The sequence below is a fragment of the Melioribacter sp. Ez-97 genome (genome assembly GCF_051488665.1).
Taxonomy (GTDB): domain Bacteria; phylum Bacteroidota; class Ignavibacteria; order Ignavibacteriales; family Melioribacteraceae; genus Melioribacter.
This window is the reverse complement of the sequence record NZ_JBPSEG010000009.1, coordinates 71,428-88,918: the sequence shown is the minus strand read 5'-3', so window position 1 is coordinate 88,918 and position 17,491 is coordinate 71,428. Positions and strand designations below refer to the sequence as shown.

The 17,491-nt window shown below is 37.9% G+C and carries 12 protein-coding genes; 10 read left to right on the top strand and 2 right to left on the bottom strand.

The annotated features are described in order from the left end of the window. Positions 1-35: 35 nt before the first annotated feature. From ACSSWA_RS10950 to ACSSWA_RS10910, 9 genes are all read left to right on the top strand, one after another. Positions 36-557: a DUF6978 family protein gene (locus ACSSWA_RS10950; RefSeq protein ID WP_437356620.1), complete on the top strand. Its 522-nt coding sequence runs from the start codon at positions 36-38 to the stop codon at positions 555-557. Beyond that, a complete protein-coding gene (locus tag ACSSWA_RS10945; RefSeq protein ID WP_437356619.1) occupies positions 554-1,369 on the top strand; it encodes a DUF1828 domain-containing protein in 816 nt (271 codons plus the stop codon). The genes ACSSWA_RS10950 and ACSSWA_RS10945 overlap by 4 nt, the downstream gene beginning before the upstream one ends. Next, positions 1,366-2,523 (top strand): restriction endonuclease subunit S, encoded by a 1,158-nt coding sequence (locus ACSSWA_RS10940; RefSeq protein ID WP_437356618.1) that lies wholly within the window; start codon positions 1,366-1,368, stop codon positions 2,521-2,523. The genes ACSSWA_RS10945 and ACSSWA_RS10940 overlap by 4 nt, the downstream gene beginning before the upstream one ends. A gap of 241 nt (positions 2,524-2,764) precedes the next feature. Further along, complete coding sequence (locus ACSSWA_RS10935; RefSeq protein WP_437356649.1) at positions 2,765-2,935, top strand: hypothetical protein; 171 nt, start codon at positions 2,765-2,767, stop codon at positions 2,933-2,935. A 9-nt stretch (positions 2,936-2,944) separates the two neighbouring features. After that, positions 2,945-4,444, top strand: coding sequence for an RNA-directed DNA polymerase (locus ACSSWA_RS10930; protein WP_437356617.1), 1,500 nt, complete (start codon positions 2,945-2,947; stop codon positions 4,442-4,444). Between the two features lie 247 nt (positions 4,445-4,691). Further along, positions 4,692-5,921, top strand: coding sequence for a hypothetical protein (locus ACSSWA_RS10925; RefSeq protein ID WP_437356616.1), 1,230 nt, complete (start codon positions 4,692-4,694; stop codon positions 5,919-5,921). Positions 5,922-6,511: 590 nt separating this feature from the next. Continuing rightward, entirely contained in the window at positions 6,512-6,973 is a 462-nt protein-coding gene (gene tnpA / locus ACSSWA_RS10920; protein WP_437356615.1) for an IS200/IS605 family transposase, read from the top strand. 116 nt (positions 6,974-7,089) lie between these two features. Continuing rightward, positions 7,090-10,413 carry a type I restriction endonuclease subunit R gene (locus ACSSWA_RS10915; protein WP_437356614.1) on the top strand — a complete coding sequence of 1,108 codons (3,324 nt, stop codon included), beginning with the start codon at positions 7,090-7,092 and terminating at the stop codon, positions 10,411-10,413. 98 nt (positions 10,414-10,511) lie between these two features. Beyond that, positions 10,512-12,695: a Tex family protein gene (locus ACSSWA_RS10910; protein WP_437356613.1), complete on the top strand. Its 2,184-nt coding sequence runs from the start codon at positions 10,512-10,514 to the stop codon at positions 12,693-12,695. Between the two features lie 64 nt (positions 12,696-12,759). On the opposite strand, the gene ACSSWA_RS10905 is transcribed toward ACSSWA_RS10910, so the two are convergent. Beyond that, on the bottom strand, positions 12,760-15,384 hold the full coding sequence (locus ACSSWA_RS10905) for a valine--tRNA ligase (protein WP_437356612.1): 2,625 nt from the start codon (positions 15,382-15,384) through the stop codon (positions 12,760-12,762). A 290-nt stretch (positions 15,385-15,674) separates the two neighbouring features. Then, positions 15,675-16,136 (bottom strand): DUF302 domain-containing protein, encoded by a 462-nt coding sequence (locus ACSSWA_RS10900; RefSeq protein WP_437356611.1) that lies wholly within the window; start codon positions 16,134-16,136, stop codon positions 15,675-15,677. Between the two features lie 212 nt (positions 16,137-16,348). On the opposite strand from ACSSWA_RS10900, the gene proB reads away from it, so the two are divergent. Beyond that, positions 16,349-17,482, top strand: a complete 1,134-nt coding sequence (proB, locus tag ACSSWA_RS10895) for a glutamate 5-kinase (protein ID WP_437356610.1) — start codon at positions 16,349-16,351, stop codon at positions 17,480-17,482. Positions 17,483-17,491: the final 9 nt, after the last annotated feature.

The following is a 17,491-nucleotide window of genomic DNA, read 5'->3' as shown; positions in this document are numbered from 1 at the left end:
TAAAATATTTACTTAAAACAATTAGAGGGATATAGATGTTCTCTTATGAAGAAGCACAAGAATTAATTAAACTTCCAAAAAGAGTCGAAATTGATGGTATACTTCAAAATGCTTTAACATTTGAGCAACCGATTCCATTTATAAAAAAATATATTTTATTATCTGATTCTAACGAAAATGTGTCCTTTCTTTATGACATAAAACAGAGCAAAAAATTTCTTTTGAAACTAACGCTGTACTTGATGGACGACGAGACTAAAATTGGTTTGGTTAGAGTTGATTACAATGGTCAACACGATAATCCAATAGCCATAAAAGATACCGTTCCTACTATATTTCATAAATATGCCGGTAAACATTTCGATTATAATGAACACCATATTCATTACTACGTTGAAGGTTATAGAACGACTTTGGATTGGGCAATTCCATTACTAGAAGATAGTTTTCCAGTAAAAGAAATAAAAAATAATCAAGATGTTTTAAACGCATTTTATGATTTTAATGAATTAATAAATTTAAAAACTACATTTAATATTAGCGAGAAATTATTATGAATAATGCTATCAATACCAGTAATTGGGTAACCGATTTAATTGATAAATATTATGATTTTCTGAAAGGAAGAACCACGTCGGTTGTCGAGACCGGAACGGATTGGAATGTTATCAGCACTCCTTTTATCGGATTGTTTAACGATACAATAGAACTGTATGTAAAGAAAGATAATGACAAAATACTTTTTTCTGACGATGGTGTTACTTTAAAAAATCTCGAGCTAGTGGGTTCTTTAATTTCAAGATCACCCAAAAGAAAAGATTTGTTAGAAAGAATTCTTTTAACTTATGGGGTACAACTTGTAGATGATGAATTAATGGTTGAAGCTAACGAATCAAATGTAGCTCAAAAAAAACACAATTTAATTTCTGCCATTTCAGAAATTAACGATATGTATATGCTGGCAAAGCATACTGTGGCATCCATCTTCAAAGAAGATGTCAAATCATATCTCGACGAACAGCAAATAATTTATACGCCGCAGTTTATTTCTAAAGGCAGCACCGGTCTTGAATTCACATTTGATTTTCAAATTGCGTATAGATATAAAGAAATCGTAATAAAATCTTTCAATATCGTCAACAAACTAAATTTGCCAAATTTCCTTTTTACTTGGGAAGATATAAAAACTGTGAGAGAAAAAATATCAAATAAAAAAGTTGTAGGACTGGCTGTAATTAATGATGAAGAAAAACAAATACAACCGGAATACTTGGATGCGTTAAAAAGTAAAAACGCCGATTATATTCTTTGGTCGCAAAGACACACTCCTGATAATATTTCAAAGTTGAAAAACGGTGTTTTACAATGAATAACTGGAAAGAATGTAAACTTGGAGATGTAATCTCATCTAACAACAGAAGCATTTCTTCTGATTATCCTTATAGAAAAATTTTGTATTTAGATACTGGATCAATAACTGAAGGTAAAATCGATGGATTTCAAAATTATTTATTAGAGGATGCTCCAAGTAGGGCAAAAAGATTAGTAAAACAAAACGATATTATTTACTCAACAGTTAGACCTATTCAAAAACATTTTGGTTTTATAGAAAATCCACCAGAAAACTTAGTGGTTTCAACTGGATTTTCAGTTATTGAAACTAATAATGAATTAGCAGACCCAAAGTTTGTCTATTATTTTTTAACATCTTCCGATGTAGTAGAATTATTAGATGTTATTGCAGAAGGTTCAACCTCCGCTTATCCTTCAATTAAACCAAGTGATATCGAAAATTTAGATATTCTCCTCCCTCCCCTTCCCGAGCAAAAAGCAATTGCCGGCGTGCTTAGCAGTCTGGATGACAAAATAGACTTACTCCACCGCCAGAACAAAACCCTCGAAGAAATGGCAGAAACTCTCTTTATGCAGTGGTTTGTGGAGGAGGCAGATGAAAAGTGGGAAGAAAAGCCATTGGATAAAATTGCCGATTATCTCAACGGATTAGCTTGCCAAAAATATCCTCCCAAAAATGAAATTGACAAATTACCAGTTTTAAAGATAAAAGAATTGCGGAACGGTTTTACAGAAAATTCTGATTGGGCCTCTACTGAAATTCCTGCAGAATATATAATTGAAAATGGGGATGTAATCTTTTCTTGGTCTGGAAGTTTGATGGTAAAAATATGGGATGGCGAAAAATGTATTTTGAACCAACATCTTTTCAAGGTTACATCAAAAGAATACCCAAAATGGTTCTATTACTTTTGGACAAAATATCATCTGGAAAAATTCATTTCGATAGCTGAAAGTAAATCCACAACTATGGGTCATATTAAGCGAGAAGATTTATCAAATTCTATGGTAATAGTACCAGATGAAGATAAATTAAAAGAAATGGATAATATAATATCTCCATATATTGAAAAACTTATAATAAATAACAAACAAATCCGTACACTCGAAAAACTACGGAATACGTTGCTGCCGAGACTTATGAGCGGCGAGGTGCGGGTGAAATATTAAACAAGCTCCGTAGGAGCGACATATTTGTAAAGTAAAACAAGAAATAACCAAAAGCTCCGTAGGAGCGATATCTTTTTATTTATTAAAATGAGTAAGATTTCACAGCTATGCTGTTTTATTTTATTGCATCTTCTGTTTGTTACAAAGATTTTGCAGCTACGCTGCATAGCGATATAAATCCAATAAGGATGAAATTTTTGCAAGAACAAATAAACCAAACTCCGAAGGAGTGACATAAAAGATGCCGAAGGCGATACGATATATTATATCACCCGTTCCGGGTTTCTATAACTCTATAACGTTGGTTTATTACAAGAATATCAACCCTTCGGGTTTAATCCGCACGCTCGAAAAACTGCAGGTTACATTACTGCCAAAACTTATGAGCGGCGAGGTGAGAGTAAAAATTTAAGGTATAAAAATGAAAAATGTACTCGATTTAACGCCCAGCAAAGCAAAAAATTTTTTTCTTAAGGAAGAAAGCTATATCAATTATAGCCTTCCTCATTACTTCACTTTTAAGGAAGTGTTGTCCAAAATAGATGAAAAGATAAATGGGAAAAAGCTTTCTGATTTTTCTTTATCAAGCGCTTCTGATTATGAAGATGTTAATTATCAATTATTTTCAAATAAAGATGGGAAATATGCTTGGAGACCGTTTCAAATCATCCATCCTGCATTATATGTTTCGTTAGTACAAAACATAACAAAAAAAGAAAATTGGTCATTAATTCGCGAAAGATTCAAATTCTTTCGTGAAAACCCTAAAATAGAATGTTTCAGTATTCCTATGGTATCCGAAGAAAAGAAGAAGACAGATAAAGAAATTCAAATCTACACTTGGTGGCAGCAAATAGAGCAAAGATCTTTAGCGTTTGCCCTCGAATATAAATATATATTACATACGGATATTACGGATTGTTATGGTACGATTTATACCCATTCAATACCTTGGGCGCTTCATACAAAGGATGAGGCAAAGAAAAAAGAAAACAGAAACAATAAGAAATTAATTGGCGTGATTATCGATCAGCATTTGAGAGATATGAACTATGGTCAAACTAACGGTATTCCTCAAGGCAGCACATTAATGGATTTAATAGCAGAAATGGTTCTTGGTTATATAGATTCATTGTTAACAGATAAAATTAAAGAAAAAAATATATCCGAATATCATATACTTAGATATAGGGATGATTACCGCGTATTTACAAATAATCCTTTTGAAGCAGAAGTAATTGCAAAATTACTCTCAGAAATATTAACTAGTCTCGGGATGAAACTAAACGCTGAAAAAACTAAAGTAACGGATAACGTTATCAAAAGTTCGGTAAAACCGGATAAACTATATTGGATACAGCACCAAAGAAAAACTGGCAATAAACAAAAATGGTTAATTCAACTTTATTTGCTAGGCGAACAGTTCCCTAACAGTGGAGTTTTAGATACCCAGGTAAATGACTTTCTATTATTTCTTGAAAGAAATAAAAGAAAAGACAAAAACATTGAAACACTAATAAGTATCATCTCTGAAATAGCATTCCGAAATCCAAGAGTAGCACCAAGGGCAATTGCTATTATGAGTCTTTTTCTAAAACAAATAAAAAGTCAGGACGAACAAAAGAAAATCATAAAAAAAATTCACAATAAGTTTTTACAACTCCCCAATTCGTCACTCTTGGAAATTTGGTTCCAAAGGTTATATCTGAAAATAGATTCTACAATAACATATAATGAGTTGTTAAGTAAAAAAGTTATGGATGTCGAAACAAAAATTTGGAATTCTGAATGGCTAAAAGACCCACTGAAAAAAATTGTAGAAGAAACAGCCATTATAGATAGAAAGTCATTGGATAAGACAAAAAAAATTGTTACTAAAAATGAAATAAAGACTATTTTAGTTAGAAAAGATTATTATTAAATAAAAATCCCGAAGGGATGTTATTATTATAACAAATGGACAAAATAAAAAGCCAAACTCCAAAGGAGTGACATAAAGAATGCCAAAGGCGATACGATATATTATATCACCCGTTCCGGGTTTCTATAACTCTATAACGTTAGTTTATTACAAGAATATCAACCCTTCGGGTTTAACCCGCACACTCGAAAAGCTGCGGGATACATTACTGCCGAGACTTATGAGCGGCGAGGTGAGAGTAGTATAAATGAGAAAATATTTATTTAATAAATACGATCTTTCAAGCGTAATACTTGCTCAAGAAAGAAAATTAGCAGGAGAGATAAGTAATCTAAATCAAAACTACCTTTTTAATACCACCGAGGATGAGCTTATTAAATATTTCGTAGATAAATATACAATCCCTCCAATTATACTTTATCTGGAAAAAGTTACAATTGAACAATCTGAGGTAAACATTGATGTCAGTCAGGATCCTTCAAGAGCAATACTCGACAGAAGTAAACCAGTATACATCAAAGGAAACAGGATAAAATATTTTGTACCATATACGGGAGAAAAAGAATTATTCTTTTGTCGCCCATCAACTTCTTCATATATTTTGCCGACCTGTGAAATTAGTGACGATGAAATTATTATTTTAGTTGATACGTTAGAAGAAAATCCGGAAAAAATTAATGAGATATACAGAAGAACTATACAAAATATAAGTCAATATATTTCTTGGGTTAATAATGATATATCAGGTTTCAATAATTCATTAAAGAGTAAAGTAATTGCTTTAATCAATAGTAGAAAAGAGAAGCTCAATAAAAATATTTCAATGGTTAATAGACTAGGCTTCCCACTTCGTAAAAGAAATAATATCCCACAAACATATTCGGTACCTAAAATAAAGAAAAAAATTATCCCAAAATTACCAGATGTTAATCAAAAGAATATTCCTCCTGAACCGGTTTTAGGTGATGAGTCTTATGAATCAATACTTAAGACCATTACTGATATGTCTTTAACGATGGAAAGGAGTCCGAAAACATTTGCAAAACTCACAGAAGAAGAAATAAGAGACCATTTCCTTATGGTCCTAAATTCTCAGTTTGAAGGGGGCGCCACCGGAGAAACATTTAATTATGAAGGCAAGACTGATATTTTAATCAGAGAAAAAAATAAAAATATTTTTATATGTGAATGTAAAATCTGGAAAGGAGAAAAAGTATTATTAGGTACGATAGATCAGTTACTAAGATATGTTAGTTGGCGCGACACAAAAACAGCAATTTTTTTATTTAATAAAAACAAAGATTTTACAAATGTTATAAAGCAGATTCCAGACATTGTCAAAAAACATCCTAACTATCTTAAACAAATAAATTATAGTAGCGATACTGGTTTTAGATTTCTTTTCCATCATCGGGATGACAAGGGAAGAGAATTAGTTCTAACTGTATTGTTATTTAATATCCCTTTTATTACATAATTTCTATATTAAAGGCGATTTTATTAATCTATAAAAACAAAAATTAATTTTACTTAAGCGAATTATGCTAAAACCCTTTGCAATAATCATTACAAAAGCTTATTAGCGGCGAGGTGCGGGTGAAATATTAAACAAGCTCCGTAGGAGCGATATATTTTTGTATATTGAAATGAGTAAGATTTCACAGCTATGCTGTTTTATTCTATTACATCTTTTATTTGTTACAAAGATTTTGCAGCTACGCTGCATAGCGATACAAATCCATTAAGGATGAAAATTTTGTAAGGACAAATAAAACAAACTCCGTAGGAGCGTAATCTTTGTAAAAGTGAAATGAGGAATAGCTAAAAGCTCCGTAGGAGCGATATCTTTTTGTTTATTGACATGAGTAAGATTTTACAGCTACGCTGTTTTATTCTATTACAGCTTCTATTTGTTACAAAGATTTTGCAGCTACGCTGCATAGCGATACAGATTCAATAAGGATGAAATTTTACAAGACAAATAAAACAAGCTCCGTAGGAGCGTAATCTTTGTAAAAGTGAAATGAGGAATAACCAAAAGCTCCGTAGGAGCGATATCTTTGTAAAATGGCAAATACCTACACACAACTATACGTACATATCATCTTCGCGGTTAAAGGCAGACAAAATCTAATTTCTGAAAAGCATCGCGAAGAATTGGAAAAGTACATTTGCGGTATCATAACTAACAAAAATTCAAAACCGTTAGCTATTTACTGCAACCCGGATCATACGCACATACTTATTGGAATTCATCCGTCAGTTTCGGTTTCGGATATTGCCAGAGATATAAAAGCAAACTCGTCAAAATTCATTAACGAAAAGAAATGGATTGCGGGTAAATTTAATTGGCAAGATGGTTTCGGCGCTTTTACATACGCCAAATCTCAAATAGACGCTGTTGTAAAATATATTCTAAATCAACCGGTGCATCATAAAAAGAAAACATTCAAGGAAGAGTACATAGAGCTTTTGGAAAAATTTAAAGTTGAGTATGATTCAAAATATTTATTTGATACGAATGATTAAGATTTCACAGCTACGCTGTTATTACTTATGTTTTCTTACGTTCTATTACAAAGATAACGCGACTTCGTTGCTATCTTGGCAAAATTCTTTATTCAACAAAACCGGCGGTTCAGACAATGAGTAGGATGATTGAATCCGATATCGAACAATTTACCATCGAGCTTCTCGAAAATTTAGGTTACGAATATGTGAGCCCTGCATCTATTTCTCCTGACGCTTCGACAACTCTTCAACAAGCTCAGAGTTCCAGCTCAGCGTCCAGCGCAGAAAGACAAACATTCGACGACGTTCTTCTCATAAACAAATTAAAGAACGCCGTTGACAGAATTAACCCGACAATTCCTGCAGAAGCAAAAGAAGACGCAATAAAACAAATACTGCGAATAAGCTCGCCCGATTTAATTGCAAACAACGAAACATTCCACAGAATGCTCACCGAAGGAATAAATGTAACATACCGCAAAGACGGAAATCAAAGAGGCGATCTGGTTTGGCTTATTGATTTTAAAAATCCCGAAAACAACGAATTTACGGTTGTCAATCAATTCACGGTCACTTCAACAAACTCATCAACAGGAACGGCAATTAAAAGACCCGATGTAATTCTTTTTATTAATGGAATTCCTCTTGTTGTAATAGAACTTAAAAACGCAGTAGACGAAGAAGCGACTATAAAATCAGCATTCAAACAAATACAAACCTATAAGCAAGCAATTCCTCAGCTTTTTACTTATAACGGCTTCGCAGTAATTTCAGACGGTTTTGAAGCGAGAGCCGGGACGATATCATCGGACTTTTCAAGATTTATGGCGTGGAAATCTATCGACGGAACAAAAGAAGCGTCGCATCTCGTAAGCCAACTGGAAATTCTTATTAAAGGAATGCTGAACAAACAAACTTTACTTGATTTGATAAGACATTTCATTGTATTCGAAAAAAGCAAAAAGGAAGACCCCGAATCAAATCTTACATTTATTCAAACAACTAAAAAATTAGCGGGTTACCATCAGTACTTTGCGGTTAATAAGGCAATAGAAAAAACCTTGCAAGCCGCTTCAGAAAACGGAAACAGAAAAGGCGGCGTTATCTGGCACACACAAGGCAGCGGCAAATCGCTTACAATGGTTTTTTATGCAGGCAAAATTGTTCTGAAGTTGGATAACCCAACGATTCTTGTAATTACAGACAGAAACGATTTGGATGATCAGCTCTTTGATACTTTTGCCGATTCAAAACAATTGCTCAGACAGGAACCGGTACAAGCTGAAAACAGAGAGCATCTGAAAGAATTGCTGAAAGTTTCTTCGGGCGGAATTGTTTTCACAACCATTCAGAAATTTTATCCGGATGATTCATTCACAAATAACAACACATCATCAGAAGATTCCGGATCAGAGTTTGAATTGCTCTCCGACAGAAAAAATATAATTGTAATCGCAGACGAAGCTCACCGGACACAATACGGTTTCAAAGCAAGAACAATAGATGAAAAAGATGAAAATGGAAATCTTATTGGTAAAAAAACTGTTTATGGATTCGCTAAATATCTGAGAGACGCCTTGCCTAATGCAACGTTCATCGGTTTTACAGGAACGCCTATTGAAAAAACGGACAAAAACACACCGGCAGTTTTCGGCGACTATGTGGATATTTACGATATTGCTCAGGCGGTTGAAGACGGCGCTACTGTCAGAATATTCTACGAAGGCAGATTGGCAAAAATTAACTTGAGCGAAGAAGGCAAAAAATTAATTAAAGAACTTGACGCCGAACTCGATAGCGAAGATATAACTTCCACTCAAAGAGTAAAAGCAAAATGGACTCAGCTGGAAGCATTGGTGGGAAGCGAAGACAGAATAAAACAGATTGCGGCGGATATTGTCTATCATTTTGAAGAACGACAGAAAGTTTTTGAAGGCAAAGCAATGATTGTTGCTATGTCCCGTCGTATCGCAGTAAAACTCTATGATGAAATTATTAAGCTCAGGCCCGATTGGCACAGTGAAGATTTGAAAAAAGGGAAAATTAAAGTTGTAATGACGGCGGCATCTTCCGACGGACCCGAATTGGCGAAGCATCATACCACAAAAGATCAGCGCAGAGTTTTAGCCGACAGGATGAAAAATCCCGAAGACGAATTAAAAATTGTAATTGTTCGTGATATGTGGTTAACCGGATTTGATGTTCCCTGTCTGCATACGCTTTATATTGATAAACCGATGCAAGGTCACACTTTAATGCAAGCTATAGCAAGGGTCAACAGAGTATACAAAGACAAACCGGGCGGTTTAATAGTTGATTATCTGGGAATTGCATCCGACCTGAAAGAGGCATTATCATTCTATTCGGACAGCGGAGGCAAAGGCGATCCCGCAATCGCTCAGGAAAAAGCCGTTCAATTGATGTTAGAAAAACTCGAAATTGTATCCAGAATGTTCCTTGAAAAACCGGTTAAACCTTACTCAAAAGATTACGAAGAATTAGTCAAAGATCCATCCGTCCCCTATTTGGGTAAAGATAAAGGATTACTGTACGAGCAATACTTTACAGCCGACGCAAAAACCAAGCTCGATATTATTTTGGCTGCGGAAGAACATATTTTAAGCCTCGAAAACGGAAAGAAAAGATTCATTGACGAGGTCACCGCACTGTCAAAAGCATTTGCAATCGCAATACCGCACGAACAGGCGCTTGACGTAAAAGATGAAGTCGCATTCTTTCAGGCAGTAAAAGCAAGACTTTTAAAATTTGACTCTTCGTCATCAGGAAAGTCAAGCGAAGAAATTGAAACAACAATTAAGCAAGTTATTGACAAAGCTCTCGTTACCGATAGAGTAATTGATATTTTCGACGCCGCCGGAATTAAAAAACCGGATATTTCTATTCTGTCCGAAGAGTTTCTGATGGAAGTAAGAAACATGCAGCATAAAAACATAGCGTTGGAAACTTTAAGGAAATTATTGAATGATGAAATAAAATCAAGAATAAGAACGAACTTGGTTCAGGGTAAAACTTTAATGGAGATGCTGGAAAAATCGATTAAAAAGTATCACAGCAAAATATTAACAGCCGCTGAAGTAATTGAGGAACTAATTGCGCTGGGTAAGGAGATTAAAAATTTAGACAAAGAGCCTAAAGAAATGGGTCTCTCGGATTTCGAATACGCTTTCTATACGGCAATTGCAAACAATGAAAGCGCAAGAGAAGTAATGAAGAAAGATAAGTTAAGAGAATTGGCTATTGTTCTTTATGACAGAGTCAGAAAAAACGCTACGATTGATTGGACATTAAAAGAAAGCGTAAAAGCTAAATTGAAAGTTATAGTAAAAAGAACGTTGCGACAGTACGGTTATCCGCCGGATATGCAAAAGCTGGCAACCGAGACTGTCCTCAAGCAAGCCGAAATGATTGCAAATGAACTGACTAATCCTATTTCTTAACTCCCCTTTTCACCAAAAAAAATTTTTTCCGTAAAAAATCAAGTTGAAAAGAAATTATAATTCTTCTTGTTTTACGTTTCTAATTTTCGGAGGTACTGATGGATTATTTTCTTCTAATAGCGCGCGAAATCGGCATCGGCAAAGAGCAGGTCGCGTCGGCGGTTAATCTTTTCAACGAAGGCGCTACCGTGCCTTTTATAGCGAGATACCGCAAAGAAAAAACAGGCGGCTTGGACGAAACTCAGCTGCGATCAATCGAAGAAAAATATAATTATTATAATCTGCTCGAAGAACGGAAACAAACCGTTCTTAAAAGCATCGAAGAACAGGGAAAATTAACTCCCGAACTCGAAGAGAAAATCCGGAGCGCAACCAAACTTCAAACCGTGGAAGACCTTTATCTGCCGTACAAACCCAAACGTAAAACCCGCGCCACCATTGCAATAGCAAAAGGATTGGAACCGCTTGCGGATTTTATTCTCGACAATCCTCTTTTCGACGGCAGCCTCGAAGAAGAAGCTTCGAAGTATATCGACCCGGAAAAAGGAGTCGAGACAGCCGAAGAAGCCATTAAAGGCGCAGGCGACATTATTGCCGAACGGATATCGGATACCGCCGAAGTGCGCGCCGCCGTTAGGGAATACCTGCTCGAAAACTCTTTTATAGTTTCCGAAAAAGCGGCGATTAAACCCGAAGAAAGGGACAAAAACAAAAAGGACGTCTACGAAGTTTATCATCAGTTTTCGATACCGGTAAAAAAAATAAAACCGTATCAAACGCTTGCCGTTAACAGGGGCGAACGCGAAAAATTTCTTAAAGTGTCGATATCGTACGAACGCGAAGAAGTCGAAAAAATAATTTACGATAAATTCCTGCCTTACGACAGAACGGTATTCGAAGAATTTTTGAAGGAGACCGTGAGCGACTCGTTACTGAGACTGATATCCCCTTCTATCGAAAGAGAAATAAGAAATCATCTTACCGAAGAAGCCGATAATCACGCAATCGAAGTGTTTGCGACCAACTTACGCCAGCTTTTGCTGCAGCCGCCCATCTCCGGAAAAATTATTATGGGAATAGATCCCGGATACGTTTCCGGCTGTAAAGTGGCGGTTATCGACACGACGGGCAAATATCTTGAAGGTACGACGATTTATCCGCACGAGCCTCAGAAGAAAACCGAAGCGGCAAAGAAAACAACGCTCGAATTGATTAAAAAATACTCGGTCGATTTAATAGCAATCGGAAACGGAACGGCAAGCAGGGAAACCGAATTGTTAATCGCCGAAATAATAAAAGAAAACAATCTCGACACGAAATATCTGATAGTAAGCGAAGCGGGAGCTTCGGTCTATTCGGCGTCCGTTCTTGCCAAATCCGAATTTCCCGATCTTGAAGCCGCTCAAAGAGGCAACATTTCGATAGCTCGCCGGGTTCTCGATCCGCTGGCTGAACTCGTTAAAATAGATCCGAAATCGATCGGAGTCGGTCTGTATCAGCACGATGTGGATCAGAAGAAATTGAGCAAAAAACTCGACGACGTTGTAGTAAGCTGCGTCAACTACGTCGGAGTCGATCTGAATACGGCGAGTCTTTCGCTGCTTTCGTACGTTTCCGGTTTATCCAAACCGATAGCCAAACGAATTGTCGATTACCGCGAAAAAAACGGAAGATTCAAAACCCGCGAGGAATTAAAAGAAATCCGGGGTATCGGCGAAAAAGTATTCGAGCAATCCGCGGGATTCTTAAAAATACCCGGAGGCGAAAATCCTCTCGACAATACTTTCATTCATCCCGAATCGTACGGAGCTGTCCGGAATCTGCTCGACTTAGCGGGAGTAAACGCCGCCGAAATAAACAAGAAAGGAAATTTGATTGAGCTTTACGTAAAATCGAAAGGGATCGATAAAATTGCTGAACTAGTCGGCGTCGGTGTTCCAACATTGCAAGACATTATCGAAAATCTGAAAAAACCGGGCAGAGACCCGCGCGAGGATTTGCCAAAACCGATTCTCCGTAGCGACGTTCTTAAAATGGAAGACTTGAAAATCGGAATGCGTCTGAAAGGAACAGTAAGAAATATTGTAGACTTCGGCGCATTCGTGGACATAGGAGTAAAACACGACGGCTTGATTCATATTTCCCAGATGTCCAATCGATTTGTTAAAAATCCGTTCGATATCATAAACGTAAGCGATATTGTGGAAGTTGAAATTCTGAATGTCGACATCGAAAAAGAAAGAATAAGTCTCAAACTGATTGGCAGCGCAGCGGAAATTTGAAAGTTACGAGTTAATATTTTAACCGTCCCTGCAGCAGGGACGGTTAATTAAATTATCTTTATTTTCAGTCCTTCAAATCGTTATAAATCGATTCTAATTTTTCCAGAGCAGTTTCCCAATCTTTTTGTTTAGCCTTTTCCCTTTCGACAACTTCGGCTGGAGCTTTCGAAACGAAATTTTCGTTGGACAATTTTTTCTTTACTCCTTCAAGCGATTTGGAAATCCTTTCGATTTCTTTTTCGATGCGGATTCTTTCTTTGTCCAGATCGATCAATCCTTCAAGCGGAACAAAAATTTCGCAGTCTTTAACCACCGAGGAAGCGCTGGCTTTCGGTTTAACCAGGTTGGCGCCGGCTTCGATTTTATCGGCTTTAACAAGCGCTTTGATATATCTGATCTGTCCTTCTGTTACCTCGCCGCTCTTCAACAAAAGATTAATGTTTTTGGAAGGAGGAATGTTCAATTCGCCCCTAATATTTCTGATTGCAGTTACGATATCCTGCAGGAAACCGGTTTCTGCTTCTGCTCCGGGGTCGATTTTCGATTCGTCGAATCCGGGGAATCTTTCGATCGAAATACTTTCGCCGTCTTTTCTGTTGTCTATCAATTGCCAAATTTCTTCCGTAATGAACGGCATAAAAGGATGAACCATTTTGAGCATCTCTTCGTAAAGCTTGAGAGCCCGGGTAAGTACGGCGGATTTTTCTTCGTCCGAGCCTTTGTAGAGCCGTTCTTTCGAAAGTTCGACATACCAATCGCAGAAATCGTTCCAGACGTACGAATACAAAATTTTCGACGCCGCATTAACTTCGAAATTGTCGATTGCTTCTGCAAATTCTTTCAGCGTACGGTTGAATTTCGAGAAAATCCATCTGTCGGTAAAGTCGATATGTTTATCCGCCAGCTCGGGTTTAATTTCGATATTCTGAGCGTTCATCAAAAGGAATCTTCCTGCATTCCATATTTTATTTGCAAAGTTTCTGCCGATTTCGACCATTTCGTTGCTGAAGTGGACGTCCTGTCCGAGCGGAGAAATGTAAGTCATGGTAAACCTGAGCGCGTCGGCGCCGTATTCTTCGATCAAGTCGAGAGGGTCGGGCGAATTGCCGAGCGATTTACTCATTTTTCTGCCCTGGGTATCGCGTACTGTGCTCGTAAAATAGACGTCTTTAAACGGAATCTCTTTCATAAAATGCATTCCGGCGATAATCATGCGAGCCACCCAGAAGAAGATAATATCCGGAGCGGTAACCAGCAGGTCTGTCGGATAATAATATTTTTGATCACGTTCGTTGGTAAATACGTCCTGAGCCCACAACCAGCTCGACGCCCATGTGTCGAGAACGTCCTCGTCCTGTGTCCAGTTTTCGATGTCCGCCGGCGGATCGACTTCGCAATAGATCTCGCCCGTTTCTTTATGATACCAGACAGGAATGCGATGACCCCACCACAATTGACGCGAAATACACCAGTCGCGGATGTTTGTCATCCAATGTTCGTAAGTTTTAATCCAGTGTTCGGGATGAAATTTAATTTTGCCGTCGAGCACTACCTCCAACGCGGGTTTGGCAAGTTCGTCCATTTTCATGAACCACTGTTCCGAAAGATAAGGTTCTATAGGAACGTTTCCGCGCTGGGAATATCCGACTTTATGCGTATAGTCTTCTGTTTTCAGGAGGACTCCGAGTTCTTCGAGTGTTTTTACGACTTTTTTGCGGACTTCGTATCTGTCGAGATTTCTGAATTCTTCCGGTACGTTTTCGTTTGTCGAGGCGTCTTCGTTAAAAATATTTATCATTTCGAGATTGTGCCGCAATCCCATTTCATAGTCGTTAACGTCGTGAGCCGGAGTGACTTTAACGGCTCCGGTTCCGAATTCCATATCGACGTACTCGTCTGCGATAACGGGAATTTCCCTGCCGACAATCGGAAGTTTAACGGTTTTGCCGATCAAATGTTTGTAACGTTCGTCGTTCGGATTGACGGCTACGGCAGTGTCGCCCAGCATCGTTTCCGGACGAGTGGTTGCGACAACGAGAAATTCGTCGGAGCCTTCAACCGGATATTTAATATGCCAGAGATTTCCTTTAACTTCTTTATAGAATACTTCCTCGTCGGAAATAGCCGATTTGGACGCGGGGTCCCAATTGACCATTCTGTATCCCCGGTAGATATATCCTTCTTTGTAAAGTTTAACGAAAGCTTCGATTACTTTACGGTAATAATGTTCGTCCATCGTAAAACGTTCGCGCTGCCAGTCGCAGCTTACGCCGAGCTTGCGAAGCTGCTGAAAAATTATTCCGCCGTATTTCTCTTTCCACTCGTAGCAGTACTTTAAGAATTCTTCTCTCGTCAGGTCTTTCTTGTCGATTCCCCGTTCCTTCAGCATAGCCACAACTTTTGCTTCCGTTGCAATTGAGGCATGGTCGATGCCGGGAACCCAGCATGCGTTAAAACCCATCATTCGTTTGTATCTGATGTAAATGTCCTGCAGCGTATTATTGAGAATGTGACCGATATGAAGAATGCCGGTAATATTCGGCGGAGGGATTACAATTGTATAGGGAATTTTTGTTTCGTCGACTTCCGAATGATACAGATTGTGGTCGTACCAATACTTATACCATTTGCCTTCGGCATCCGAAGGATTGTAGGCTTTGGGAATTTCGGACAAATTTTTGGGTTTCATTTTTCGCTCTTAATTTCCGTAAAAAATTGAACACAAATATAAATAAAATGGAGCTAAGATAGGACTTTGACCTGCGGGAGAAAGCGGCAATGCACTAATTCTAGAACGTCTATGAATAAAATATCAGTCATAGTTTGACGCGCCCCTTGTCCATTCGTGAATTCGTGGCAAAAAATAACCACGAATGCACGAATTAAACACGAATAGCCCTCTAATCCCGAATCCGGAAATAAAATTAACAACGCGAAGATTGAATATCAAGGATTCAACGCCAATGGTTATTTTGTTCGTTATTTGAGCAATCGGCTCAATATATTTTCAACGTCTCCAATTGCTTTTGCCATCGGAGAATTTTTTAGATTCCCGAAAGATGCGGCTAAAAATTCCGGATTGATACGGGAAATGTACGTCCTGCCGTCCGGCTTTTCATATACGGAAATTCTGCAGGGCATTAATGCCGATACTTGCTTTGACGCATCATCATTTAATACCGCGTAAGAATATTCGGGATTGCAGAATTCAACGATATTTATCGGCAGAACCTCTCTTCCGTTTTTCTTGAGAGATTTTTGAATATCGTGTATCGCAACCAGTTTCCATCCGTTTTTATTTCCAAGGTTATTGAGACTGTCGATAGTCTCCGCAAAAGTATATTTACTTTCGCTTTCTATCAGAAATTGCGGCGCGCCCTTATCTTGCGCAAAAAGATTTAGGGCAAACAAAACGACGATTGCCAAGAATAATTTATTCATAATTTTACCTTTCATTATTATTAAAATTGAGACAATAATACGAACAGCAAAAAGTTAGATGAGCGCCGGACGAATTCGATTCATAACGGCAGCAATAAGGCGTTGATTCTCGTTTTCCGCGCCGTTGAATAACGAATGATTGCCGAAGATGATTTTTATAAATGCATTATTATACATAATCACGTATATTTATACATAAAATTCAGCGGGTTATGTCAAAAATAAAATTAAGCGATTGGAACAGGGCGGTAATAAAAGTAGGCAGCGGCATAATTGCGCCGGAAGGCAAATGTTCGACGCGTTATTTGCTTCCCATTGCGGGTTTCATTTCCGAATCGATTAATTCGGGCAAGGAAATTATTTTGGTTTCGTCGGGGGCGGTAGCCGCGGGTTTAACCACCCAGCCCGGGTTATCGAAAAAAAATCATCGTTCCATTCCCGAAAAGCAGGCGCTTGCCGCAATCGGACAATCGATATTGATTTCGTTATGGAGCCGTTTTTTCGATTTCCCGTGTTCGCAAATATTATTGACTTACGACGACATTCACAATCGCCGCCGGTTTGTAAATGCAAAAAACACTTTGAATAAATTAATAGAGCTGGGCACGCTTCCGATCATTAACGAAAACGACACGGTTGCAACGGAAGAATTAAAAGTAGGGGACAACGACAATCTCGCCGCTTACGTGGCAATGCTGACCGAAGCCGATTTATTAATAATCTGCACGGATATCGACGGATTATACGACGCGGATCCGAAAAGGAAAAACGACGTCAAATTGATTCCCGTAGTAACTAAAATTACGGATGAAATTTTCAGTCTCGCCGGGAAATCGAACAATCCCGTTGCCACCGGCGGAATGAAAACCAAAATTGAAGCGGCTCAAAAGGCGACGAATATAGGAATCGATACAATTATTATTAACGCCACAAAAAAAGAAGTATTCGACGACCTTGCCAAAGGCAAAGTGGCGGGCACTCTGTTCAAAAAAGCCGCGTCGCCCGTTAACGCGCGCAAGCACTGGCTGCTTCACGCGGTCGAATCGAAAGGCAAAATTTATATCGATAAAGGCGCCGCCTCCGCAATACTGAATCGCGGCGCTTCGTTATTGCCTTCCGGCATTACAAGAATCGAAGGAGAATTCAAACAGGGCGACGCCGTCGATATTTACAATGAAGGAAGCAATTTATTAAAACCGATTGCCAAAGGAATTACTCAGTACAATTCCTCCGATCTTTCGAAAATTAAAGGACGCAAGAGCGCCGAGATAGAAAAGACGCTCGGTTTTGTTATTACCGAAGAAGCGATTCACCGCGACGAATTAATTATAACGGCAACTAAATAGGGGTATGCA

Bases quoted from the DNA above. Each gene is read 5' to 3' on its own strand.
- ACSSWA_RS10950 (WP_437356620.1), top strand. From the start codon at position 36: ATGTTCTCTTATGAAGAAGCACAAGAATTAATTAAACTTCCAAAAAGA.
- ACSSWA_RS10945 (WP_437356619.1), top strand. From the start codon at position 554: ATGAATAATGCTATCAATACCAGTAATTGGGTAACCGATTTAATTGAT.
- ACSSWA_RS10915 (WP_437356614.1), top strand. From the start codon at position 7,090: ATGAGTAGGATGATTGAATCCGATATCGAACAATTTACCATCGAGCTT.
- ACSSWA_RS10930 (WP_437356617.1), top strand. From the start codon at position 2,945: ATGAAAAATGTACTCGATTTAACGCCCAGCAAAGCAAAAAATTTTTTT.
- ACSSWA_RS10900 (WP_437356611.1), bottom strand. From the start codon at position 16,136: ATGAATAAATTATTCTTGGCAATCGTCGTTTTGTTTGCCCTAAATCTT.
- ACSSWA_RS10925 (WP_437356616.1), top strand. From the start codon at position 4,692: ATGAGAAAATATTTATTTAATAAATACGATCTTTCAAGCGTAATACTT.
- proB (WP_437356610.1), top strand. From the start codon at position 16,349: ATGTCAAAAATAAAATTAAGCGATTGGAACAGGGCGGTAATAAAAGTA.
- ACSSWA_RS10935 (WP_437356649.1), top strand. From the start codon at position 2,765: ATGCCGAAGGCGATACGATATATTATATCACCCGTTCCGGGTTTCTAT.
- ACSSWA_RS10905 (WP_437356612.1), bottom strand. From the start codon at position 15,384: ATGAAACCCAAAAATTTGTCCGAAATTCCCAAAGCCTACAATCCTTCG.
- ACSSWA_RS10940 (WP_437356618.1), top strand. From the start codon at position 1,366: ATGAATAACTGGAAAGAATGTAAACTTGGAGATGTAATCTCATCTAAC.
- ACSSWA_RS10910 (WP_437356613.1), top strand. From the start codon at position 10,512: ATGGATTATTTTCTTCTAATAGCGCGCGAAATCGGCATCGGCAAAGAG.
- tnpA (WP_437356615.1), top strand. From the start codon at position 6,512: ATGGCAAATACCTACACACAACTATACGTACATATCATCTTCGCGGTT.